At 41.6% G+C, this 23713-nt stretch carries 17 protein-coding genes; 7 read left to right on the top strand and 10 right to left on the bottom strand.

The annotated features are described in order from the left end of the window. Nucleotides 1–272 precede the first annotated feature (272 nt). The gene (locus FCU94_RS16370; protein WP_176289545.1) at nt 273–1448 is read left to right on the top strand and encodes a hypothetical protein; all 1176 of its coding nucleotides are present in this window, start codon (nt 273–275) and stop codon (nt 1446–1448) included. A 145-nt stretch (nt 1449–1593) separates the two neighbouring features. Here FCU94_RS16370 and FCU94_RS16365 read toward each other — a convergent pair whose 3' ends face one another. Beyond that, a complete protein-coding gene (locus tag FCU94_RS16365) occupies nt 1594–4392 on the bottom strand; it encodes a tetratricopeptide repeat protein (protein WP_176289544.1) in 2799 nt (932 codons plus the stop codon). A 226-nt stretch (nt 4393–4618) separates the two neighbouring features. Between FCU94_RS16365 and FCU94_RS16360 the strand changes: the two genes are divergently transcribed. Further along, nucleotides 4619–6313, top strand: coding sequence for an ATP-dependent nuclease (locus tag FCU94_RS16360; protein ID WP_176289543.1), 1695 nt, complete (start codon nt 4619–4621; stop codon nt 6311–6313). A 5-nt stretch (nt 6314–6318) separates the two neighbouring features. Further along, on the top strand, nt 6319–7959 hold the full coding sequence (locus tag FCU94_RS16355; RefSeq protein ID WP_217906486.1) for a UvrD-helicase domain-containing protein: 1641 nt from the start codon (nt 6319–6321) through the stop codon (nt 7957–7959). Between the two features lie 50 nt (nt 7960–8009). On the opposite strand, the gene FCU94_RS19410 is transcribed toward FCU94_RS16355, so the two are convergent. From FCU94_RS19410 to FCU94_RS16320, 8 genes are read right to left on the bottom strand one after another with little or no spacing between them, the layout of a single operon-like run. Next, nucleotides 8010–8489: a hypothetical protein gene (locus tag FCU94_RS19410; RefSeq protein ID WP_255199292.1), complete on the bottom strand. Its 480-nt coding sequence runs from the start codon at nt 8487–8489 to the stop codon at nt 8010–8012. A gap of 41 nt (nt 8490–8530) precedes the next feature. Beyond that, a complete protein-coding gene (locus tag FCU94_RS19405) occupies nt 8531–8833 on the bottom strand; it encodes a hypothetical protein (RefSeq protein WP_235429229.1) in 303 nt (100 codons plus the stop codon). A gap of 37 nt (nt 8834–8870) precedes the next feature. Then, nucleotides 8871–9125, bottom strand: coding sequence for a hypothetical protein (locus FCU94_RS19400; protein ID WP_255199291.1), 255 nt, complete (start codon nt 9123–9125; stop codon nt 8871–8873). A gap of 11 nt (nt 9126–9136) precedes the next feature. Further along, nucleotides 9137–10720 carry a TnsD family Tn7-like transposition protein gene (locus tag FCU94_RS16340; protein WP_176289541.1) on the bottom strand — a complete coding sequence of 528 codons (1584 nt, stop codon included), beginning with the start codon at nt 10718–10720 and terminating at the stop codon, nt 9137–9139. 4 nt (nt 10721–10724) lie between these two features. Continuing rightward, entirely contained in the window at nt 10725–11639 is a 915-nt protein-coding gene (locus tag FCU94_RS16335; protein WP_176289540.1) for a TniQ family protein, read from the bottom strand. Continuing rightward, nucleotides 11632–13026 carry an ATP-binding protein gene (locus FCU94_RS16330; RefSeq protein ID WP_255199290.1) on the bottom strand — a complete coding sequence of 465 codons (1395 nt, stop codon included), beginning with the start codon at nt 13024–13026 and terminating at the stop codon, nt 11632–11634. The genes FCU94_RS16335 and FCU94_RS16330 overlap by 8 nt, the downstream gene beginning before the upstream one ends. Further along, on the bottom strand, nt 13016–15193 hold the full coding sequence (locus FCU94_RS16325; protein ID WP_176289538.1) for a Mu transposase C-terminal domain-containing protein: 2178 nt from the start codon (nt 15191–15193) through the stop codon (nt 13016–13018). The genes FCU94_RS16330 and FCU94_RS16325 overlap by 11 nt, the downstream gene beginning before the upstream one ends. Continuing rightward, nucleotides 15183–16046, bottom strand: coding sequence for a TnsA endonuclease N-terminal domain-containing protein (locus FCU94_RS16320; RefSeq protein ID WP_176289537.1), 864 nt, complete (start codon nt 16044–16046; stop codon nt 15183–15185). Before FCU94_RS16320 ends, FCU94_RS16325 begins: the two co-directional genes overlap by 11 nt. A gap of 450 nt (nt 16047–16496) precedes the next feature. Here FCU94_RS16320 and FCU94_RS16315 point away from each other — a divergent pair, with 450 nt between their 5' ends. The 4 genes from FCU94_RS16315 (at nt 16497) to FCU94_RS16300 (ending at nt 20454) form a co-directional block, all read left to right on the top strand. Next, on the top strand, nt 16497–16895 hold the full coding sequence (locus tag FCU94_RS16315; protein ID WP_176289536.1) for a hypothetical protein: 399 nt from the start codon (nt 16497–16499) through the stop codon (nt 16893–16895). Between the two features lie 132 nt (nt 16896–17027). After that, a complete protein-coding gene (locus FCU94_RS16310; RefSeq protein WP_176289535.1) occupies nt 17028–17939 on the top strand; it encodes a hypothetical protein in 912 nt (303 codons plus the stop codon). Further along, nucleotides 17939–18412, top strand: coding sequence for a hypothetical protein (locus FCU94_RS16305; protein WP_033008173.1), 474 nt, complete (start codon nt 17939–17941; stop codon nt 18410–18412). The genes FCU94_RS16310 and FCU94_RS16305 overlap by 1 nt, the downstream gene beginning before the upstream one ends. Beyond that, nucleotides 18406–20454: an AAA family ATPase gene (locus FCU94_RS16300; RefSeq protein ID WP_176289534.1), complete on the top strand. Its 2049-nt coding sequence runs from the start codon at nt 18406–18408 to the stop codon at nt 20452–20454. Before FCU94_RS16305 ends, FCU94_RS16300 begins: the two co-directional genes overlap by 7 nt. A 330-nt stretch (nt 20455–20784) precedes the next feature. On the opposite strand, the gene gcvP is transcribed toward FCU94_RS16300, so the two are convergent. After that, nucleotides 20785–23649: an aminomethyl-transferring glycine dehydrogenase gene (gene gcvP, locus FCU94_RS16295; protein ID WP_176289533.1), complete on the bottom strand. Its 2865-nt coding sequence runs from the start codon at nt 23647–23649 to the stop codon at nt 20785–20787. Nucleotides 23650–23713: the final 64 nt, after the last annotated feature.

Raw genomic sequence — 23713 nt, 5'->3', positions numbered from 1 at the left:
CTCTCTCACTTAGAGTGATTGTTCAGTTCGTAAAACCCGAACCGTACTTTGCGAACCGCACTTTACGAACTGTGAATTTCCACCACACAAGCAGTATATAAACAGCTCAGAATACGAAACTCCTCTATCTTTTGGGTTGTTATGGATAGTTGTATCACTATGGATTCTAAAATTTGAGATTGGATTCATGTATTTGTTTCATCAATGAAACCTAGTATTGAAATTGAAACATATATGGGTACTGTTTATGTATACAGTGTCTTGGGGGTGTCATGTCATTAAAAAGTGTTAGACCAAAGAATGCGTATGTAAAGCTGTATTCTGAAGATGGTAGCGTGGGCTATTACCAAGAAGATGACATTTCAGGAGAGCATAGCCTTGTTAGTATAGAGAAGGCTATACGAATAGCCAAAGACAATCGCAAACTGCACAAGAAAAGGCACTATATGAGCTTGCATCCTAACCCAGATGATAGATATCGGCTTAAAGTTCATACAGTAAATAAACAGTTCGAGCGTTACAGTAAAGGTGAATCTGAGTTGGGTATTGATAGAGGTTATGACGAGTCGATGACTCATAAGTGTGCAGTCGAGGCTCTTTCAAGAATGCAGAACATGAAATTCATATTTGTTGGTGACTGTAAACATAAGCCTTTGGAATTTGACTTCACCTCTATACGGAAAGAGCCTTATTTGAACTTACCCAATAGCGCGACGTACTACCCTGATGTTCTTTGTACTTTTGAAGAAGATCATGAAATGTATGATCAATGGGGGGGCAAGCTGGCTATCGAAGTTAAGTACAAGCACGGTTGTGAATCTTACAAGATAGAAGACTTCATGTTTCACAATATACCAGTACTCGAATTATTCATAAAGAATGATACGTTTCGTCAGTTCCCCGCTGAAAGGCCTGATTGGCCAGAGGAGCGCTTATGGGGCCCCGAACTAGTAGAAAAGCATATCAATGACCTCATTTCATACTTTGAAAAAGGGATTTACGTAACTCTTATCGTCAATCCAATATCTACAAGGGTACACCATAAAGTAGTGCGTAAATTAATCAGCGATTTCCATGAAGAGAAAAGTCTCTTGGAGCAACAAATTGATGAGTCTGATTCAAAAGTAAAGTTATTTTCGAATGAGTTGAACTCCGAGAGGGCCAGAATTCAAAGGTTAAAGAGTGAAGTTGACTCATCTGAACAAAGACTTCAGCGTGTGCAGGGTAGGAAGCAAGAAGAGATAGATAACCAGGCGCTAGCACTTGAAAGATTTCGAAATACGGCCTTGCTTGAAAAAAAGAAGAACCAGATTAAGAACTGGGTTGTTTATGCCTTTATAGCAACTATGGTTTTTCTACCTAATCTTGTTATTGCATCATTAAATGAGGTTTTTTCTATTATCTTCTCTGTACATAGTAAAATTGCTTTAATGCTTGGCATATCCTGATGAGACTGTAACGAATAGAGGTGGTACATATCTATTAGGCTTTTTGGAGCTATGTGCCCGAGAGTTCACCACCATCAATCGTCTTTTACAAAACAAGCTGATTGTTAAGAACAAAGTTGCTTTAGTTTGTCATTTTATGAGCACCCTATACTGTTGTTAATGTTTTTAGCCGATTATCGATAGCTTCTCTGTATTTTGGATTTGAACATTTTTTTAATGCTCTCTTACAGTGCTGCCATGCCTTCACTGGGGAACCGCATTGCTCGTAGCATTTACTCAATAGTTCATGGTAAATAGATATTCGACTTATCCCATTTCGATCTTTGGATGCTTGATTAAAGCACTCCTTCGCGGTTCTTAATGCTGACTCATTCTGTTCATCTTCAAGGTAAGCTTTTGCAAGCTCATATAGAAGCCAGTGGTTTCTTTCGTTTTCGTCTATCCTGTTTATAGTTTTTATCGCTTTTTTGGGAACATTAGCAGAGGTGTAAGCTTTTGCGATCCCTCTAGCTGTAAATGAGGTTAGCGTAGGGTAATTACTTAATGCATCAGCAAAACGCAGGCTAGCTTCGTTTAAAGTTTCTTGCATAGATATTTTGTTCGCCCGATCAGCTTCAATAGCAGCATTGGTAAAAGCTTCGCAGGCGCTCAACCATTGCCTTTCATCAATTTGAACAGGAGAAACAACGGTTATCTCTGGAACGAGCTCAGCGATGTACAGCGATTGCTCACTGTGGTTGTATCCAAAACAAGAGGTAAATGAAACAAACCCTTCATAAAATTGGTCAAGCCCTTCAAGTGCTGATAGTGCAATTATATTGGCGAGCTTTCTTACGGAGTCTTTCTGGGAATTGACATCATTCTTCACATTCAAATAAGATCTCAGGCGTGCGATAGTTGCTAAGGATACTCGTAGTGGAACAGAGGCGGAGTCATTAAGCATTTCCTGAATTAAAATGCGCATTGACTCTTCACCTACTCGTTTAATTTCTGGTCTAGCCTCTCGCTGGCTACCTAGATGAGCTATTTGACCATGAGTTGCGTGCCAATCAGGTTTTAATGCTAGTAGTTTAGTAAATGATGCTAACGCTTCATCTAGTTCTCCACATCTGCGAAGGGCTTTCCCTTGATGGTGAAGAAGCTCAGCTCGTAAGTCTTCATCGGAGGTCGTTTCTATTAACTTGGCATAAGAAGTTGCACAGGTCTTGTAAAAGCTCGTCCGCTCAGCTTTGTCGAAAATTGTATAGGAATGAATTTCCTTCGCATCAATAACACATTTTAGGTAAGGTAAATCCAATCTAGTCAATGATGTTAAAGGCAATTGGTGTAAGCCATCATAGAGTTCTGTTTTTCTATCACTTTCACACTGAAGTATCGAATAGTGAAGCCAGTCAGGGGAGCGGGGCCCTCTCTTTATATGCTCTTGGTATAAAGGTTTAAAGCATAGATGTATTTGACGAATGACACTGGGAGTCATATCACCCTTAAACTTAGCCACAAAATCTTCAACATCTTTGGCTATCCCGCTTATATCGATGGATTCAATCACCGACTGAGCGACTAGATCGTGAACTTTCAATACACCAGGCACTTTGGTCGGTACAAGCAAAGAAAGTTTTTGTAGGGTATTCAGGTTGAGAAACCCTATGTAATTTTTTAGAAATTGTATTTCGTGAGTGTTTTGCCCTGAATTAGAAATTTTGGTCAGTGACTTAAGTGTCTTAGGTTCTAGTCTTGATAAGATTTTCTTAATTATAGATTTACCACTATCGTCATCGATCAGTTCTGGATCTTGTAGTATCTCTGTATAAATATCTGATTTACTTATGCCTTCATTCTCTGCAAGTTTTCTTGCCATGGACAATATCAAAGGTGAAAAACGACATTTGGATACAAACTTTTCACAATCTGATGTAGATGTTGGAAAAGACTCCCCCAAAATCGCATATGCAACTTGCAGGGAGAACTGCGGGATCGGAAGGTATATATCTGACAAAGGTTGTGTTAGCTGCGATGTAACCAAAACAATACTACCTTTCTTGAATCCCTCAGCTAATTCATTAAAGGCGGTTTCATCTATAACTCGTTCTAAACTATCAATTATTAAGATTGTTTTTGTGGAGTTAAATAGTCCAGCAATGTTTACAGGTGCTCCTCCCCTTGAGCGCTGAACGCTACTCAACGGTTTGTTTTCAGACCAGTCGTCACCTATTATCCACACATAGTTTTGGAAGTCCTCTGTACACTTGTGTACAAAATCAATTGCTGTTTGAGTCTTTCCCGTACCACTAAGACCAGAGAGAACACATATCGGATTTTTCTGAGTTACATGAGTTATAATTTTATCTAAGACGGCGTCATCCCGAATGTGCCCTTGGCAAAGGTGTGGCAACTTTCCATAATATTCATAGTTATCTAGATTTAAAGAGAATAAAGGGAAGAATTGCTTGTAGAAATCCGCGATGTTGGGGTTACTAATTGATTGTTCGTAAATGCCTATGGAGAGCCTTCTAGCATCGATAAATGATATGAGGTGCGAATGGCGCTTTGCAAGATCAGTGGTGTTGAACTTCTTTCTAAAATAGTTTGGTTCTTCTTGATTAGTTATTAGATATATCTTTTTGAGCACACATTTCGCTGCATGATTGACGGCGTGGTTTACATCATTTTCGATCTTTTCAAAAGTAGGGGACTTAGCTGTCCCTTTATGAGTGAAGTAGTTTTTGTCCGTGCTATATTCGCCTACCACTGTAAAATCGTCCGAAAAGGAGTCTACAGTGTAGTTGGCGGGTTTATAATCTTTGTTAAGGCCGTGATGTATCATCGGTTGACCTTCGCTAACCGCTATGAAATTGTTACCAACAAGCTCTATATCTCGGTCATCGAGATTCCCAATTTCTTCTATCAGATCTTTTACTATTCGTTTCTTTATATGTTCATGCATGGCAAGAAATCCCAGAACTTGATGAATTCCAAAGCACCAATTGGAGTGATGAACCAAAATAATCCTTATGGGTGCTTATATACTGCGCAGTTCGCGTTGGTTTTGTGATCTTTGTTTTTACTCCACTTTATACCTTTTGATATTCTTTTTCGAGTTTTGTTGCTCAGCGCCTGATTGCGTATCTGTTTGGTGTTGTGACAGTTTAGATTGGATGTAAGGTGAACGATTGAAAATTTCAAACATGCATTTACAGGGTTTTCGTAATTACGAAGATACCGATATTAACTTCAACGAGAAAACCCTCGTAATCGGAGCAAATGATGTAGGCAAATCAAACATGCTTCATGCTCTTAGGCTTCTACTTGATAGAAGCTTCTCTGAGGCTGATGTTGAAGCGTCCGAGTTGGATTTTCATATCGGCAAAGAAGCTATAAGCACAGAGCTTGCTATTACCATTAAGTTTGACGAGGTGGTAGAGGAATCGGTGCTCTCTACCTTGAAAGGGTGTGTGAGTGACAATGGAGAAGTTTATCTACAGTATCGAGCAAGTAGAGATAACCTTGAACCAAGAATCTTAATGGGTGAATCTATGGAGTCACTTGATGACTTCCCTCGGAGCAAGTACCTAAAATGTATGAACTTGAAGTATGTTCAGTCAAAAAGGGATTTAGATAAATTCATACAAAGAGAAAAGAAACAATTATTGAAGCATGCCCAACAGTCTTTACTAAAAGATGAAGCTGAATGTGATGAAGCTCTAATGGCTGAGATAAGTAGCGACTTGAAGTCCTTGAACAAGAAAGTATCAGCTCTGAAATATGTAGAAGCCGCAACGAATGACGTAAATGTAGAGCTTAAAAAGCTTGCACACCACAATAGTGATTATGAGGTTCAATTAGATACTGGAGCTATACAGGTGGGTGACTTCATTGAGAAGTTGCAACTGGGAGCGAATACTAATGGTTCCGACGTTCTCCTTGGGGGGGATGGAAGGAACAACCAGATACTACTGGCATTATGGAAATCTCGGAGTAGCCGAGAAAATGCTGAAAATGATAGTGTGGTGTTCTATGTGATCGAAGAACCTGAAGCTCATTTGCACCCTCATCAGCAAAGGAAATTAGCCAATTATCTTGTAGAAGAGTTAAGCGGCCAGACGATCATAACTACTCACTCTCCACAGATTGCTGAGGGTTTTAGTCCTGACTCAATTGTAAGGCTCTATGTTGAGGATGGAGAAACATGGGCTGCTGATGATGGTTGTTCAGAGCGGATTAGCGAAGCATGGGACGGGATGGGTTATCGTATGAGCATCATCCCAGCAGAGACGTTTTTTTCTAACGGAGTGTTGTTGGTTGAAGGGCCATCAGAGGTTATTTTTTATCACGCACTCGCAGAGGGACTTGGCTATGACTTAGATTTTCTAAATTTATCGATACTCTCGGTTGATGGAGTCGATTTTAGGGTGTTCATCGATATTTTAGAAGGATTGGATATTCCTGTCGTAATGAGGACTGACAACGACATTTCGAAAGTGCCAAACAAGGAGCTCTGGCAATATGCAGGTGTCAATAGATGCTTGACAATTATCAATGAAGAAAAGTGGGAGCATTCTGAAGTTAAGTTAACTCCTTGTGACATGCCCGAACCTGACTGGCAAGTTGTTAGTGAACAACTTGAAACATATGATGTGTTTCTATCTAGAGTAGACCTTGAAACAGACTTAGTGAGTGAATTCAGTCAGCCAACTTTGAAAGCACTTAATAAGACATCTGCCGCTGCCGCTATAAACTATTTGCAAGATAAGAAAGCAGTTAGAATGCGAGAATTAGTGATCGCGTTACGCGGAAATATGAGTGATTTAGCTAACAGTAACATTGCTAAACCATTATTAGCATTGATTAAGACTGTTCAGGAATGACTATTTTGAAGCTAACCGAACAACAAAAAAACGCTGTCGATTATCAGGATGGTAGTGCCGTAATAACTGCCTGTCCTGGTAGCGGTAAAACAACAGTTGTTAAAGAGAAAGTGCGTGCTTTGACTCCAATGCTTCCAAGTTATAAAGGTGTTATCGGTATATCTTTTACCAATAAGGCGAGCACAGAGCTTAGACAGAAATGCGAAGCAAACGGGCATGATACAAAAGCCAGTTTCTTTGGCACCATAGATAGTTTTTGCTTCAGTGAATTGATAGCCCCTTTTTTAGAAAGATTATGGGGAGGACAAGTTGCAGGTTGCGAGATAGTTAAGAAACTGACTGAAGATCACCTCTCACAACTAAGTCAGAATTATCAGGCCCCAACTCTTGAAGATGTAATGAATGATGGGGGATTTAATTCTCTTTACGAACAAAATGTGCTTTGGATGAGCTCCTTTTCGGGACTCGCATTGTTTGTATTGAAAAACTCTGAGGGAGCAAGGAGATACATAAAGGCCAGATATACACATGTATTTGTTGACGAATATCAGGATAGCTCACTTGCTCAGCACGAGCTGTTTCTTGAACTCGTCGAACTAGGATTAGTTGGTATAGCAGTTGGTGATAACGATCAATCGATATATGGTTTTAGGGGAGGTGACCCCAAGCTACTTGAGGAATTGACGCGTGAAGGTTCTGGTTTCAAGCACTTTGAGATTGATTTGAATCATCGGAGTCATCCTTCGATCGTTAACTATGCCAGCCGCCTAAAAAGACCTACTTGTAACTTGGTGGAACATGAAGAGGGTGATCTACGCGTCGTTCGGTTAGTGATGGAGGGATGGTTACCGACATGCGCTTCTACAGTCTCGGATTTAATAAGCGAATGGATCGCTGGGAAAAAATTTAAAGTAGAAAAAGCTTCAGATATTGCCATATTGGCAAAAACGGAAAGAATTTTAAAATTAGTGTCTGAGAATCTAGAGGTGCCAAATAGGTTGTACGTCGATGACAAGCTAAACGCGATTGGCACAACCGCTTCTGATTTTTTGACAGCTTTAATTGAGTATAAGTACGGCAAAATTGTTAGCGCACAGGAAATATGCGATAAGTTTGCTAGGAATAGCTCACCCAATATTCGTCGTAAAAGTAGCTATGCGAGAGAGCAAGTTCGTATGCTGAAGCAAGAGGAAGACCATACACGGCTAGTTACTATTGCAAGCGAGCTCATAACTTTGTTTGACTTGGAGGTAAAGTCTGGAGAGTTAGAAGTATTCGCTGAAATACTGTTGGATGACTTAGCACTAAAGTCATACAAACCAATAAATCGTGAAGAAGTGCAAATCATGACATTGCACAAGTCGAAAGGATTAGAGTTCAAAGTTGTGCTTCACTTCGGATTGGAAGAGTGGAACTTCCCTTACCGAAGATATACAGGCGATTGGAATGATCCTCCGCAATACCCTGACTTACAACAGGAAATGAACCTTCACTATGTAGGAATAACACGTGCAGAAGAACTTTGTGTTCTTTGTCAAAGTGAACTGCGTGAGAATTCGAGAGGAGAGCTCAAAACTTCAGCACCGTCATATTTTTTGAGTTTGGTTCAGTTGAATGGTTTGTTTATAAATTCGCTTCCTTCGTGAATTTTATATATCTTTCCGACGCCCTCTTTTTCGGATAGTTAAAACGGGTGTTAGAAAGTAATGCTTTTTGTCTTAATTCTGCGCCCATCAGGTCTTAACCAGTCCTCAACGAACACCTCAAACAAAGGCCCATCAATCAAGTCACAGGGTTTGGCGGTTACGTATTTATGACTTCGCGCTTCTGTTGAGACTAATCTCTCGTAGCCTTCTAAGTCACCTTTATCTAAGTATTTAGAAACTAATGCTGGTGGAGCAACAGCTCGCTCCACCAATACCGATTTCTCGGAGATCATCCAAAGTAGAATATCAGTGTCGTCTCGGCCTTCTCGCATGAGACTAAGATTGTTTCTGAGGTTATCTATAAGATTACAATGCTCATCGAACTGAAAGGACGGGTAGTACCTCCAGCCGTTCACATTGATACAAAGAGCGTTGTGCTGCTCTTCGGGTAACTCCTCATGAGAAATGAGTTCTAGGCCGTTGAGAAGCGAGACAATAGTTTTTAATCGCTTAGTTTCGAGCTTATTCATCAGATCTCCTCACAGCGATCATTGCGTTGGTCATCATACGGTTAATTTTCGTCGGTTGAGTCTTGGTCATCTTCCAATTTGTTACATTCAGCGATAACTTCTCGGTGACGTCTTTGTTTTTCTTTGTTTTCTTCTTTTTGTGCTTCAATACGCCTCATGTCTGAATACCACACAAGCCATTCATTCAATGTTATAGATTTGCTCTCAACAGCGATTTGATTAAATGTGAGCATGTAATCACAGAACATGTTGAACACTTTCGCTTCATCGTCTCTTCTTAAGAGTGATGCAGGGCTAGCTGTGACATAGTTACGACTTTGCTCAAACAACTTTTCGGCTTTCATGTATTGCTTCATGCGTGCCTTGAGGAAAGCTGGGCGCCTAACAGGTACTTTGTAATCCCAAATTTGATAAGTTACTTTCAGTAAAGAACCACTTAACTGAGTTTTCTTGTTTGATGATCTTAATCAGGTCAAGACGTGGTGCTAGGTACGGATGAATGTCTCCATTTTCATCAAACTGCTCTCTCGGATAGAGCCTTGTATTATTAAGAGTCACAAACATCGCGATGTCACGTAAGCGAGGTTTGACTTCGTGTGCTTCGAAAATTTGTTTGAATGTACCGAGAAATTTCATAGTAATTGTTCCTAATTTTGGGATTTTGAGACGATTTTTTCCGCTTGCCTAACCGAAAGGGGTAGGCGTTTTCTGTTTTTGATTAATGAGTGTTGTGAGTCCACCTGCCTTTCGACGTGTGAAACTGAAGTAGCCTTCTTTACGTGTCGCTTAATTTGTTTAGCCAGCTTTTTATCTGCCAGATTCCAATCAATAGATTGATGGTACTTAGCAGGCTCTCGTTTTGGTAAGTGCTGGTTTAGCCAGTCCTTGTCATATCGAAATAGCCACATGTAGCAACTGCTCGAATTTTTAATCTCTGTCCGAGTTAATGTTGGATTCTGGGAAATGATCTTCTGGAGTGTTTGACGATATTGATGTCGTTTTTGGCAGAACCAGAGTCGTTTTCTCCATGCGGATAATCCTGACATCGCATTTATTTGCTGTTCTACAGTACCAACGCTAACACCGCATAATTTGGCGATATCTCGTCTATGAACCCCGCGAAAAGCGAGTCTCAATATTTGGTCGACTAATGCATCGTTGAGTCTTTTAAATCGATGCTTGATTGTGACCCCATTGCGTTGCGCCATGGCTGCTAGAAAGCCAACCGAACATCCTGTCGCCTTGGCGACAGAACGAAGCGAGTTTCCTGAGGCCAACTCGGATAGACAGACACGAGGCTTATGAGATTCCCGACTACAATAGTTCGAGACCTGAGAAGTTTGTCGAAAGTAACACTTGGCGTTCTTCGCAAAGAAAGCACCAACCAATGCATGCTGTATGTAATGGTTGTAGTGGTCGTTTAGGAGAAGGCACCTTAAGAAATTGAATTTATATAGCTTCGAAGGCAGTAGCTTTGCACCAGCAAATAGAGGAGCCCAAAAGTCTTGTAGACGATTGACGGCTTCTGATTGCCTGATCTGTCCTTTCGGAGTTAACAAATGGGCCTTAATCATCCAAGATGAGTGAGAGGGTGTAGCAATATGCTCGTATCGACGTTCGTATTCATAGCGATGCCAACTACTGATGAATTGCGATAACCTCAAAGCTCGTTCTAAACAAAGATCAGAACCATGGAAACATCTATCGTAAGGTGTTGGTGGTAGTTCGATGCGTTTGTTAAGGCCATCGGCATCTGTCGGTGCATATTGCAGCCAACAAGCATGCTTTGGACAAACGAACATACCGCAATACTGATGTACGGTACGCCAAATACCATGCCCCCATTTCAATGTGTCTTCCTCAAGGCATTGCGGACAGAACTTTAGTGCGCTGCTAAACCTTAACCGAGAAGAAGTAGTACGTGATAAGACCGCGATGTGACTGCCATCATTGCTCAACAGGTGCAATCTAAGTCTTGCTTTGCTTTTGTTATCTTGAAGGCAAGCGCCGACAACAGGGAAACAAGTACTGTTAAACAACAACCTTTCCGCATCTATTGAAGTCTGTTTGGCAACTTGTTCGAGCATGCAAGGAAGCTGGGGGTTAATGCGAACATCTGTGCGCCCTAGGAGAGCTCGGTTTTTTTCGCGTAGCGAGCGTCTTGGTGAGGCTGCGTGGTGTCGCGCAACAAGGCTATAAAAGGCTTCACCAGCTATTTCGTGCAGGTACATAGGTCTATAACTGTCCTGTAGCAACCAGCATGAGAATGTAGATCAGTGGTGGACTAAATCTGTTTGTTGAAGTCGATAAAAATAAGCGTGTTGTCCTCATCGTAGGAGAAATTATGTGATCATTTACTTTCCTCGTATTCGAGAAGTACTGCTCTAGAGCGCCTTTCCCTAGAGTCATGAAAATTTCTTTGTACCAATCGCCACAAGCTTTCTTAAAAGCCAACGTATCAGTTTGCTCAAGCGTAAACCCCATGCGTGCCAACGTATTTTGTTGCACGGATTCAAGGCATAGGGTGAGCGTTTGCTCATTTAACGCCAACATAAGCTGTTCAACTCTTAGCATTGTTTCATCATAATACGCTCCCTGACTTATCATACTGGAACCACAGCTCGGACAGATTAATGTTGGGGTTTGCATTCGACTAAGATTTTTTACAGTGTAACTGCATGAAGAACAGCTATTAATGAGCCTCGTTCCGTGTTTGTAGCAGTGAAAAACCCCCTGTAGTTGGTGATGTTGGTGAAAATATGAAATACCAACAGTATCTAAGTCTTCAGCAATACAGTCTTTGCAGTAACGCCACAAACGATTATGTACCGTTTGGGATTGCGTAAAGTCGATGTCATATGGCTTTCCTTTCAAAAACAATGGTAGTTCGCGCTTCTCTCGCTCGTTGAGGAAAGACTCGATGACGTTACCGTGCATATGCATTTGCCAAATCGAACGATTGTCATCATTAAGAATATTCATCAGTATGGAGTCTAGGTCAGACATGACTGTAACTGGCGACGCACTGAAATTTGCCAGCCCTACACGTTTTGCTGAAGTAGCAAAAGTGCCAAAAGGGGACATAGTATGAACTCGGCTAAGGAAGCTTCTTAGGTGTTCGTTCGGTAGTAGGTACAAGATGTTATTCATACTTTCTAGCCTGCGCTAGTAAGGCTTCAGGAGTTAAGTTCTCTAGCATTTCTTGGTCTTTCTCAGTAAGGTTTGCGGCAGAACGAGAGCTTCTAATGGATTTCTTATAGACTTGGTTGCCGTCAATATCTGAGCCACTTTCAGAAAACAAATCCTGTTGAACAGAGTGCAATTGAGATAAAGGATTGCAATCCTCATATTTATAAAATTGACCACGCTTTAGTGCCGTTAATGCGCCTGAGACCAAGAGAAATTGTTCTTTGAATACATGGTCTAGAGCAGCCATGCTTAGGTCTTGATTGTTTGGTGTTAGATAAGTCAGATAAGACAATGTGGCCTTTATTAGGCTGCTCGCGATAGCAGGGATCCCTGCTGATAAGTAGTGAACATGGCGTGTTAGAGTATCAATGTCAGTTGTCTGATTCTTAAGTAATTGTGTCGGGCACATTTGCTTAATGAAGCGTTTCCAAAACGAACTTTCAACAGCACATTGCTCTAAGATTAGCGACCCTGTCTTTCCAATTCGCCTAGCGGCAGTCATCTCTTTAGAAAACAGATTAAGTGTTGATAGTGTCCCGACGAGTAATAGTGGTACACCAACCTTGTTAAACAACTCTTCCACGAACTTTAGTGTGGCGTTTTCGTTGTTACCGACTTTCTCGTACTGTCGAGTTTCAGATAGGTTCTGAGCTTCATCTAGAACAATAATCCCAACACCATGGATGAGTAGAGCCTTACGAACCGCAATCATTAGTGCTGTAACTGAGCTTTTCTGATGTGATTCGTAATAATTCTCACCAGTTACCGAATCGATGGACTCAAGAATCCTCCAGAGTAGTGCACGCTGCCCGCGAGCTGTTGGGATATCGATCTTGAGCCAGACAATCTGTTCGTAGATGAACTTTTGTCCTTGGTACTCTTGATGTGAAATGACTTGAGGAATGGCAGACAAGATGCTTTCTACCATCGCTGACTTTCCGCGACCTGATAGACCTGCTACCAAAAAACTCTGCTGATTTGCTGTTTGCTTTAGAGTGCGCTCTTGCCCTTCAGGTATTTCAATAGAGTCGGCAAATTGCAATTGTTTAATATCGCCATACACCAAAGGGTTGCGATAGATATAGCCTCGTTCAATCATGCGAAATACGGTGTCATAAAGGCGTGGGGCTTCATCCTGAACAACATAGCACTCAGATAGGTTATCAATGAATGTTCTGGTGTAGTAACCATGATGCTCAGTAGGGAGCGAACTGACATCAATCATCATGTCAGGAGATAGTGTTGTTGCCTGGATAAATTGTTTAGGTAGCAATGGCATTCCAAGCGCTTCAATCAGAGGATTTTGTGCCATCTGAGAGTTAGGGTGAGGTATATAATTAGCTATCATCTTGTTCATCATCAAAGTCAAAAAAATCAGGTGTTTCCAAGTGTTGGGTATTCTTTTTAGCAGTGGAGCTAGCGTTATCTTCGGAACTTAAGGTTGCTGCTATCTGCTCAGATTGTTTGCTGCGTTCAATAGAAGAGACGATACTCTTTCGTTCTTTGATACCTGTCTGGATAGACTTTGCTGACGATGTTTTTAAGTATCGAGCGTCAGCTTTTGCTTGTTTATCGATTTCATCCAGTTTGTTTAAGAACTCAATTTTGTTAGCGAATGAATGTTCTTCATGAAGGCTTTGTTTTTGTTTGGTTAATTCGATTTCATGAAGGGTCGATTGCCAAATTTGATTACGATACGCTTCAGAGCGATCAGTGAGTTCTAAAGTAATTAGTTCGTTAGATTCAGGGTCTTTACACCAAATAAAGTTCGTTGAATTTTGGTCGTATCGAACTTCCACTGTGTATCGACCAAAATTACGAGCTTTGTCTAACCATTGTTTATGAATGATTTTGTTAGCGCTGTAATACAGCCCCTTAAAGTAAACGCCCTCCATTCTCACAGTCGCCTTGTCAGCAGGTAGCAATGCGAAACGAAGTCGCTCTTCAGGAATCTGAGCTGGCGGTATCACCATTTCTTCTAGCCCGTAGAGATATAAGTCTCTAGGAGAGAAACCAACATCATCACGAGACATCTCGAAGTTATGGTTGTTCTTTCTAAGGCGGTTGTTATTGGTATAAATGATTGTCCTTATGAGCTTTTCCATGAATGCTTCGAAGGACATCGACGCTTTTCTAGAAGCGTGTTGCTCTTCCTTGCTGGGTACTTTCATGACTTGACCAGGCACAAATCGAACAGCATTTTGATGAAAAATATCAAATGCTTTCTCGACAGTTCCTTTACAATCCCCGCGATGATACGGAGCGAAACTGGCGATTGATAAGCCAATTTCACCCTTAAGCATGCTTTCAATGTTACGGTCTGTATACTCGGAACCTCGATCCATGACTAACTGTGAGCAGACATGGTGGCACGGCCATTCGTTTTCAGTAATTTCAACGCCATAGCGTTTAGCAAACTGGACTTTGTTGGTAAAAGCATTGAAAAGGGCTTGTGATGCTCCAGTCCAATCTGGGCCGTGAAAACAAGCGTGAGTGCCAACAAACATGCCAGACCACGTATCTACAACTAGATAGATCACAGGGCGTCCCGTGGCTAACTGATTGGTTTTGTCGTAGGGGTAGCGTATGTATTGATCAACGACTGTTGCATCTATTTCATAGCGACTTGTGGGGCCACGAACACCCTGTCGAGCAAGGCCTGCACGGCCTCGGTAGTCTTTTTGAAAATTGGTCGTGCCGACAGCCTTCCTTATCAATTCAAGTTGATCTACGTTTTGCTTAAAATGATATTTAAATGCATTTCGTGAAATGAGTTTGGCCCTTGGAACAGGTAAAGCTATCTCATGTGCTTCTTCAATCATTGGTTTAACACGCGCATACATGAACTTGCGTGTAAACTGATCGTAAAGGTCACTCAGCCTAGCTTTGCCACCGTTTGGAATGGTTTTAGCAAATCGTCGAATATGTTTAATGTCTTGTAGAGTGACTCCACGATAAGGACTTCCATATTTGGTTTTCGGGCCACTTTTGCCTAACTCAGGGTCTTGGTCAAATGACGGTACTTCAGGTAAAGACTGATTCGTTCCGCAATTTCTCCATAGAGGGAGTAGAGCATTGACGTGAGAACCGTAATACCAGTAACGATTTAAAATTTTTGCTACATAACTGCGGCTGCGACCTGATGTTTCTATCAATCGATGTAAGATTGAACTGCTATCGATAAAAAGATAGTTGTAACGTAGTTCGTCGTTATCGATTAACGGGGCAATAATGTTAAAGCTGCTATCTCTGCGTTGTAACCACTTTCTGCGCTTCTTATCCTTCAGTAACTCTTCGTCCGACATGTATAGGTAAGGGCTAAAGGAATGCTCTAGCACTTTCCATTTGCCCAGCTCTATTTGCCTCAACGTATCACTTAGCATAATCGTATGAGGCCTTTTAGGGCGTTCAACATTGAGCTGAGTGACAGCAATTTGGTCGAGGTCTTGGCAAATATCTACGATAAGATATTCAAGCCCTTTTTTGCCATCGACTAATTTTTGATTAATTCTCATCGTGTTGCGTAATCATCATTACAGGGCGAAAAACTTCTATGCGCTCATTCAGGTCAACGTCTAGTTGACCTGAATACGCAAGATGTTGAAATATCTCTAACGCAGCAAGTTCGGTTACATCATGTACTAATGATGCGTGATTCAAATGCTGCTTTAGAGTTTTATCTGGGTCGTTCATAAGGCTCTTGTTTAGAGTGTTTAACATCCCTTCGCACAGTGGGCCTTCGATTTGGCTCTCGCGTACATGATGGTAAGTCTCTCTAAGCCATTGAAGGTTGTATGTTTTGTTGGGGTTTAAGTCTTCATCTGTTATTTGCGTTAGATGATGGTTGTAATGCCCCCAGTACATCTCTTCAATTTTGAACTTTTGTTGGGTTCGTGTGACTTTTTGGGGAGGCTCAAATTCAGTGCTTAGTGCTGAGCTCGGTTTATAGTTATACGGCTGAATGCCAAGCTGGTCTCTTGTCGCATCATACAAGGTGACAACGAAATCCGTGGTCATGGTTGCAGCAGGAATATCTTTACCATCCCGTTCTTTGTATTTAGCAGGGTGTCGATAATTCAGATATTTAGCCCACTTGAGAGTTTCATTTAACGGTAAGGGGTATTGCTCTTGTATATCCAAGACTTCAGGATCGTGCTCAAGATGAAGGAATAGAGCAAGCTCACCTAAGCTGAATAAGTGATGGCAGCGTTTCGTCTTGTGACTGAAAACAATATGAGATAGACCGACACTATTTGAACGTCGAACTGTAATATATGGCTCGTACTCACCATTCTTAATCTTCTTTAAGTGTTTTTCTAATTTTCTGAGCTCATAGTTTGTTATGTATGGTTGCTTAACTATTTTCATATGCCTAATCCTCACTTACTAATATATTGTTAGCAGCCTTTCTAGGGTTTGTCTAACTGGGTGTGCTTGTAAGTGTTTGTAAATAAAGGATTTATTATAACTTATATAATTGACTTAGAGCTTAGGGAGCTGAATTAGAAAAGCTTGTAATTCAATGTGATATTTGAAGGGATACATGGAATTTGCAGTTTTTCATTAGGCTTAATTATTATTCCTTATATAAATCGATATAGAATATAATGTCTTTATATTTCATTGCTTTAAGAAATAATTGTTCACGGATCGTACACTTGGATTCCTAACTCAAAAAAAACTTATAAAACATGCAAATTTATTGTTCTGGTTGCTTATTTTCGACAGAGTTAGATATCTTTTTTAAAGAGGCTAGTATTACAAACATGTGATGATTAGTTAGGCTTGGTTATGGTTAGCGCAGAAAGATTTATCAGTATGGCATGGGAACTAGAGCTCACCATCTGCTCATTGATAACTGACCAAACACCAGAGGGCTACTTGGATGTGTGTAGAGACCAAGCTAAGAGTAGAGGCATAGATGTCTTTAATCTGAACTTTAATGAGTATGAATCCCCCCTAGCTGCTTTCGCAGCAGAAGAGAACCGAGAATTGGTTGCTACTTTGGAAGGTTGTAGACGCAAGACACTTGTCATTTTTGAAGGAGCTGACGCGCTGGCACCTTTGGAGTGTAATGAGACGTTTTGGCTGAGGTCACTACTTGCAAATACAAATGAAAGCTCTTTTTTAGTGTGTGTTTTCGTTACCGAGGGAAGAGACTTGTATGAGCGAGTAGAATCAGCATTTTTTGAAAGTATGATAAGCATAACTTCATAACACAATAAATCAGATGTCCTTATAGAACAGATAGATACAATTTGATTATGCTCACTGTTTATCAGTAATTAAGTTCTTATAATCTTATGTTTTAGTTTATGTTAATTGTCACGCATTATTGAGCTGATTTTAATGGAATTGAGCAATGACAAAGTATGGTTTCCTGATGAGTGGGAGACCCATGCAAATGACCTTTTGAAAGAACGCTACTCGTCTGCGAACTATATCCCTATACCTGATCATGATAAGGGGGATGGCGGCATAGAGGGCTTCTCTCTAGATGGACACGCCTACCAGATGTATTGCCCTGAAGAAGTAGAAAATGTCTCTAAGCTTTACGAAAAGCAACGTAATAAGATGACTAGGGACATTGGAAAGTTTATTACTAATACAGATAAAATGAGTGGTTTTTTTGGGGATCTAAAAATCAAAAGATGGATTTTAGTTGTACCCTCCCACAAAACAAAAGACCTAGTGGCTCATGCGACCAAAAAGACCTTAGAAGTTAAGGCTGCAAACCTCGATTACGTTGACAACAACGATTTCAGAGTTTTGATCTGGGATCGTAGTGAGTTTAAAAAAGAAGAAACCATGCTTTTGCAGGCAGGGTACGCCACTTTAAAGTTGAACATATCGGACATAGAGGAACATCATGTAGCCTCTTTTATAGAAGATACTTCGACGGAGTTTATGTCAAACCTGACTACTAAACTCAGTAAACTCAACTCAAATCCAAGTGTTGTTGCCAATGGTAAAGGTCTCTTAACGCGTAAGGCGATAATGTCACAAAACATGCTAACTGAACTAAAGGAAGATTATCCTGAGTTCCACAAAGCTATAACCTCGACGAAGGACAAACGGGCTGAAGAAATTTTCATCGAAGCTTTAGATTCATCACCTGAATCCCAAAGCATTGCTTATCAGAAAAATGTGTTGCGAGAGAAGTTAGAAAACTCTGCAAAACTACATGAAGACAATCTCGACACCATTGCTCTCGGAACTGTTGCTGATTGGCTAATGAACTGTACATTGGACTTCCACTAATGGATTTATTTGACATTGAACCCCAACACGGAATTAAGTTTAACTATAGAGGCGCTTCTGTAGACGCTGAACTTAGACCCCTCTGGCGTATTTCGTTGTTAGTATTGATTCTGTATAAACTTTGTTCTGGTAACAAAGCCAACTTGAAAAAAATCCAAGTGCTTTATGCACTTGTTTCATCAGATAAAAAGCGTGTTGCATATCGGGGAGGTTTGCTTTCTCGTGAGAATAGTAATATCCGTTTTGACCCGCTTGTTGATCGAGCAATAGATATAGGTATAGGTGAAAAGCTATTCATAATTGATGATGCAAAGAGTATCAAACTTACCCCTAAAGGGGTGCAGTTTGCAAAAAAAATAGATGCAGATTCGAATCTGTTCATTCTCGAAAGTGATTTCATCAATGCTTACTCGAAATCCCATTTTAACGATCAAAGAATTAACAATATCATTCAGGGTAATATCATATGTTAAACCTTGTAATAGAGAATCTATCTATTCGCACTCAAACCAATGATGGCCTTTATGGTACTGACATTCCTTTCACGCAAGGCCTCAACATAATTCATGCTGAGAACACGCATGGTAAGTCAACATGTATACAGTCCATTGTATACGCACTTGGTTTGGAAGGTTGTTTAGGCCCATCGAGAAAAGTACCCTTAAAAACAGCATTAACCAGCCAGTTGAGGGTCGAGGGCGGAAGAAAAGTTAGTGTAATTGGATCGAAAATATATCTTCAAATTTCTAACTCGAATAAGCGTATGACGATTATGAGGAGTAGTAATGAAGATAGAAAAGATCTGATTTCCGTTTATTTTGACCTGTCGGTTGAAGAAGTCCTCGAAAGGAATGACATTGAAAGCTCAGATTACTACTTAAGGGTTGAAGGAGCTGCATCACGGGAGAGAGGCTTTCACTACCTGCTTGCTGACTTCCTTGAGATAGAGCTTCCTAGAGTTACGAAGTATAACGGTGGTGAATCTCCACTATACCTAGAAGCCATATTTGCAATGAACTATGTTGAGCAAACGCGTGGATGGGGCGGTATTCTCAACATATTGCCAACGTACTTGGGTATAAAAGAGCTATCTGAGCGAGTAATCGAGTTCACCCTAGACCTAGATGCTAGAGATGTTGCAAAAAGAAGACAAGAACATACCCAGAAGAAGAAAGACGCTGAGAGAGTTTGGGAATTAGCTCTTGATAACCTCATGAATGAAGCGAAGAGAACATATGGTTTCGTTTCGAATCAGTTAGACGAAAAAATTGGAAAGAAAACACAATTAGCCAATGGTTCGTACCTTTATTTCTACGATTCTGACAATGCGGTGAGCTATAAAGAGCGTATTGAGAATTTAAATACCGCTTTGATTAAGCTAAAGCAGGAGTTCACTAATAGTAAGCTTGATTCTCAGAAACTTAGCAGACTAGAGCGTGATTTAGAGCAACAACAAACTCTTCTAAGTAGCCAAGAAAAGAGCATCAGTATGTTACTTTCGGACTTGTCAGTATCTGATAAGTACTTTGTTTCAATTAAGGATAGGATCCATGACGTCCAAGATAGTTTACGAAAGTATAAAGATCTCCAACGTCTTGAGGAAATAGGATCACAAGAGAATTTTTCTATAGTACAAAAGCAATGCCCAACCTGCCAAAGAAAAATGCCTGAAACACTGTTAACGGAGTTAGGAGATAATGACTCAAAGGTCTTGGGTTTAGGCGACAATATAAAATATCTGGAGAAGCAATTAGATGCATATAATGCGTTAGCGAAAGGAGAGGAACTAAAACTTGATAAAAAAGAAAACTTGTTGAGAGAGTCTCGTTCTGAATTAACTAAAACTCGTGCCCTCATAAGAAGTATCAAAGATAGTTTGATTGACTCAACTTCTGTACCTTCAAGAAGTGATATCAAGAAAGAGCTTCTTCTGGAAGGAGAGATCAGTTCATTGGAAAAAGCTCTCCGAAGTGAAGAAGAAATCAAAGGAAATATGGAAGAAGCCTTGTTGTCGTGGGGTATAGCGGAGAAAGCTCTAAGTGCACTCCCATTTAATGGTTTAAGCGCTAATGATCGTAGAAAGTTAAGCTCTTTGAAAAATAGTTTTGTAAATAATCTAGAAGCGTTTGGTTACAGCAGTAGTGATCTAAAAGACTTCGAAATATCAGAACGAAGCTTCAAACCTGCACTTAATGAGGTGGATATCAATTCAGAGGCATCTGCCAGCGATAACATTCGTGTTATTTGGTCATATCTATATTCAATGTTAACTCTAGATAGTGCTTCTGGACAGGAAACGAATCATTTGGGGTTACTAATCCTCGATGAACCTCGCCAACAAGAGGCTAAGAATGAAAGCTTTCAAGAGTTCATCGTAAAATCATCTGAAGTAAAGAAAATAGGTAAGCAGATAATCATAGGAACTAGTGAAGATTACAACAATCTTCAATCAGCTATTTCTGGACTTGATGTTGAGTTAAAGCACTTTGATTCATATATTATTGGTAAGCTATAACGAATCCTTTTTGCTACGGGTATAAGGAGTGTCGTCGTAACGTTGAAGCTGTAGTGAAACTATTTGTTTTGCTGCTGCGTTAGCTGCTTTAGCGAAAAGAGCAGCTTCCTCTGGAGTGTAAGCTTTCCGAGTTTTCCTTGATTTAACGTTAGTCATTGCTGAGTTCCTAGCATCGAAAATATGACACCATGTTAGACTAAAAACTGTGCAAAGAGAAAAGGCGAACCAAACGGTTCGCCTTTTTTACTGAAGTTAGTTTCCAATTTAGTTATCGGTTTCCAACTCGGTTATCACAGTTTCCAACTTGGTTATCTGTGATCACCTGGAAAATTAGTCTTCGTAGTTATCAATGCTTGGGCACGAGCAGATTAGGTTACGGTCACCGTAAACGTTATCTACGCGGTTTACTGTTGGCCAGTATTTCCAAGACTTAGTCGCTTTCGATGGGAAACAGCCTAGCTCACGAGAGTAAGGGCGGTCCCATTCTGCTGCAGCAAGATCGACTTGAGTGTGTGGAGCGTTAACTAGAGGGTTGTTCTCTAGTGGCCACTCACCGTTTTTCACTTTTGTCATCTCTTCACGAATCGCGATCATTGCATCACAGAAACGGTCAATCTCTTCAAGATCTTCCGATTCCGTTGGTTCAACCATCAGCGTGCCCGCCACCGGGAACGACATGGTTGGCGCATGGAAGCCGTAGTCCATTAGACGCTTGGCGATATCTTCTTCGCTAATGCCTGTTTCTTCTTTCAGTGGACGAATATCGATAATACACTCGTGCGCGACGCGGCCGTTGGCACCACGGTAAAGAACCGGGTAGTGAGGGCGCAGGCGCTCCATCATGTAGTTCGCGTTTAGAATCGCGACTTTGGTCGCGTCTGTTAGGCCCGCTTCACCCATCATTGCGATGTAAGCCCAAGAGATAGACAAAATAGAAGCACTACCTAAATCAGCAGCTGATACTGCAAAATCTTCACCTTCTACACCGTTTTCGATGTGACCAGGTAGGAATGGCGCTAGGTGCGATTTTACACCAATAGGACCCATACCCGGACCGCCACCACCGTGTGGAATACAGAAGGTTTTGTGTAGGTTCAGGTGAGAAACGTCAGAACCAATCAAGCCTGGTGACGTTAAACCAACCTGAGCGTTCATGTTCGCGCCATCTAGGTATACTTGACCGCCCGCGGCATGAACCATTTCACACACTTCTTTCACTTGCTCTTCGTAAACGCCGTGCGTTGAAGGGTAAGTGATCATGATGCTTGATAGGTTTTCAGAGTGCTTGTCGATTTTCGCTGCTAGGTCGGTCATGTCGATGTTGCCATCTTCATCACACTTCACCACAACTACTTTCATTGACACCATAGAAGCAGTCGCTGGGTTAGTACCGTGCGCAGAGCTTGGGATCAGACATACGTTACGGTGACCTTCGCCGCGGCTTTCGTGGTAGCGTTGAATCGCGATAAGACCTGCGTACTCACCTGATGCGCCCGAGTTAGGCTGTAGTGAGAAGTCATCGTAGCCTGTGATTTCACACAGCTTCTCTTTCAGATCTTTCGCGAGTGCCGAGTAACCTGCTGCTTGCTCGATTGGCGCGAATGGGTGAATAGAGCCAAACTCTGGCCACGTAACTGGGATCATTTCAGCGGCGGCGTTGAGCTTCATCGTACAGCTGCCTAGCGGAATCATACCGTGCGTCAACGAGAAGTCTTTGTTCTCAAGCTGTTTTAGGTAACGCATCATCTGCGTTTCGCTGTGGTGCGTGTTGAATACTGGGTGCGTTAGGTATTCAGAAGTGCGACGCAGCGCTTCAGGAATCGCAGCAAATTCGTTGTTCGCGATTTCTGATGACAGTGCGTTTACGTCTTGTTCTACGCCAAATACGGCAAACAGCGCTTCAATGTCAGCTATGGTCGTTGTTTCATCAAGGCTAACACCGAGTTGAGTAGGTAGTTTGCGCAGGTTGATGCCAGCTGTTTGCGCGTTTGCGTACAGCGCGTCAGTCTGCTCGCCAGAATTGATGGTGATAGTATCAAAGAAGCTATTGTGCGCGAGTTCGAAGCCAGATTTAGTCAGGCCTGCCGCTAGAATTGCTGTCATGTGGTGAGTACGGCGAGCAATCGTGTGTAGGCCTTCAGCGCCGTGATAGACCGCGTAGAAAGAGGCCATGTTTGCCAGTAGTGCTTGAGCGGTACAGATGTTTGATGTCGCTTTCTCGCGGCGGATGTGTTGCTCACGAGTTTGCATCGCCATACGCAGTGCTTGGTTGCCGTTAGAATCGATAGAAACACCGATTACGCGACCTGGCATAGTACGTTTGTGCTTGTCACGAGTTGCCATGAATGCGGCGTGCGGGCCGCCGTAACCCATAGGTACGCCAAAGCGTTGTGCTGAGCCAATGACTACATCTGCGCCCATTTCGCCCGCAGGCTTAAGTAGAGCTGAAGCGAGTAGGTCTGTCGCAACTGTTACTAGGGTTTTGTTGGCTTGCGCTTTAGCGATGATGTCGGTTAGGTCACGAACTTCACCTGTTGTGCCAGGGTATTGAACAAGCGCACCAAACACGTCTTGCTCTGGGAGTGATTCTAAAGAACCAACTTGCACGTCAAAGCCGATGTACTTAGCGCGAGTTTTCACCACTTCTAGTGTTTGCGGGTGCACATCGTCAGCCACAAAGAAGACGTTGCTTTTACTTTTGCCCGCACGCTTACATAGCGTCATCGCTTCTGCTGCGGCAGTGGCTTCATCAAGTAGTGAGGCGTTAGCAATCTCCATTGCCGTGAGATCCATCACCATTTGCTGGAAGTTCAGTAGCGCTTCAAGGCGGCCTTGGGAAATCTCTGGTTGATAAGGGGTATATGCCGTGTACCAGCCTGGATTTTCCAGCACGTTACGTAGAATCACGTTCGGCGTGAAGGTGTTGTAATAACCCTGGCCGATAAATGTACGTTTGATTTGGTTTTGATCGGCAAACTCGCGCATGGCCACCAGCATATCTGCTTCGCTTTTTGCTGCGGCAAGTGTCATTGGTTTTTCTAGGCGAATTTGCGCTGGAACGGTTTCATCAATCAACGCGTCTAGGTTGGCAACATTGATCGCTTCCAACATTTTCTGTTGATCAGATTTGTTTGGGCCGTTGTGGCGAGCAACGAACTCATTTTGTGTGCTGAGGCTTTGAAGTAATTCAGTCATTGTCCTTTACCTACTCCATGTTCGGGTAACGGATTACAGCGTTACTGATAATGATAATTATACG

The organism is Vibrio sp. JPW-9-11-11 (assembly GCF_013369335.1).
In the GTDB taxonomy this organism is placed as follows: domain Bacteria; phylum Pseudomonadota; class Gammaproteobacteria; order Enterobacterales; family Vibrionaceae; genus Vibrio.
The sequence above is the reverse complement of the archived record's forward strand: the minus strand, read 5'-3'. Positions and strand labels throughout refer to the sequence as shown.

Excerpts from the sequence above, each read along its gene's own strand:
- FCU94_RS16300 (WP_176289534.1), top strand. The coding sequence starts at position 18,406 with ATGTTAAACCTTGTAATAGAGAATCTATCTATTCGCACTCAAACCAAT.
- gcvP (WP_176289533.1), bottom strand. The coding sequence starts at position 23,649 with ATGACTGAATTACTTCAAAGCCTCAGCACACAAAATGAGTTCGTTGCT.
- FCU94_RS16320 (WP_176289537.1), bottom strand. The coding sequence starts at position 16,046 with ATGAAAATAGTTAAGCAACCATACATAACAAACTATGAGCTCAGAAAA.
- FCU94_RS16305 (WP_033008173.1), top strand. The coding sequence starts at position 17,939 with ATGGATTTATTTGACATTGAACCCCAACACGGAATTAAGTTTAACTAT.
- FCU94_RS16365 (WP_176289544.1), bottom strand. The coding sequence starts at position 4,392 with ATGCATGAACATATAAAGAAACGAATAGTAAAAGATCTGATAGAAGAA.
- FCU94_RS16325 (WP_176289538.1), bottom strand. The coding sequence starts at position 15,193 with ATGAGAATTAATCAAAAATTAGTCGATGGCAAAAAAGGGCTTGAATAT.
- FCU94_RS16310 (WP_176289535.1), top strand. The coding sequence starts at position 17,028 with ATGGAATTGAGCAATGACAAAGTATGGTTTCCTGATGAGTGGGAGACC.
- FCU94_RS16370 (WP_176289545.1), top strand. The coding sequence starts at position 273 with ATGTCATTAAAAAGTGTTAGACCAAAGAATGCGTATGTAAAGCTGTAT.
- FCU94_RS19410 (WP_255199292.1), bottom strand. The coding sequence starts at position 8,489 with ATGAATAAGCTCGAAACTAAGCGATTAAAAACTATTGTCTCGCTTCTC.
- FCU94_RS16340 (WP_176289541.1), bottom strand. The coding sequence starts at position 10,720 with ATGTACCTGCACGAAATAGCTGGTGAAGCCTTTTATAGCCTTGTTGCG.
- FCU94_RS16330 (WP_255199290.1), bottom strand. The coding sequence starts at position 13,026 with ATGATAGCTAATTATATACCTCACCCTAACTCTCAGATGGCACAAAAT.
- FCU94_RS16315 (WP_176289536.1), top strand. The coding sequence starts at position 16,497 with ATGGCATGGGAACTAGAGCTCACCATCTGCTCATTGATAACTGACCAA.
- FCU94_RS19405 (WP_235429229.1), bottom strand. The coding sequence starts at position 8,833 with ATGAAAGCCGAAAAGTTGTTTGAGCAAAGTCGTAACTATGTCACAGCT.
- FCU94_RS19400 (WP_255199291.1), bottom strand. The coding sequence starts at position 9,125 with ATGAAATTTCTCGGTACATTCAAACAAATTTTCGAAGCACACGAAGTC.
- FCU94_RS16335 (WP_176289540.1), bottom strand. The coding sequence starts at position 11,639 with ATGAATAACATCTTGTACCTACTACCGAACGAACACCTAAGAAGCTTC.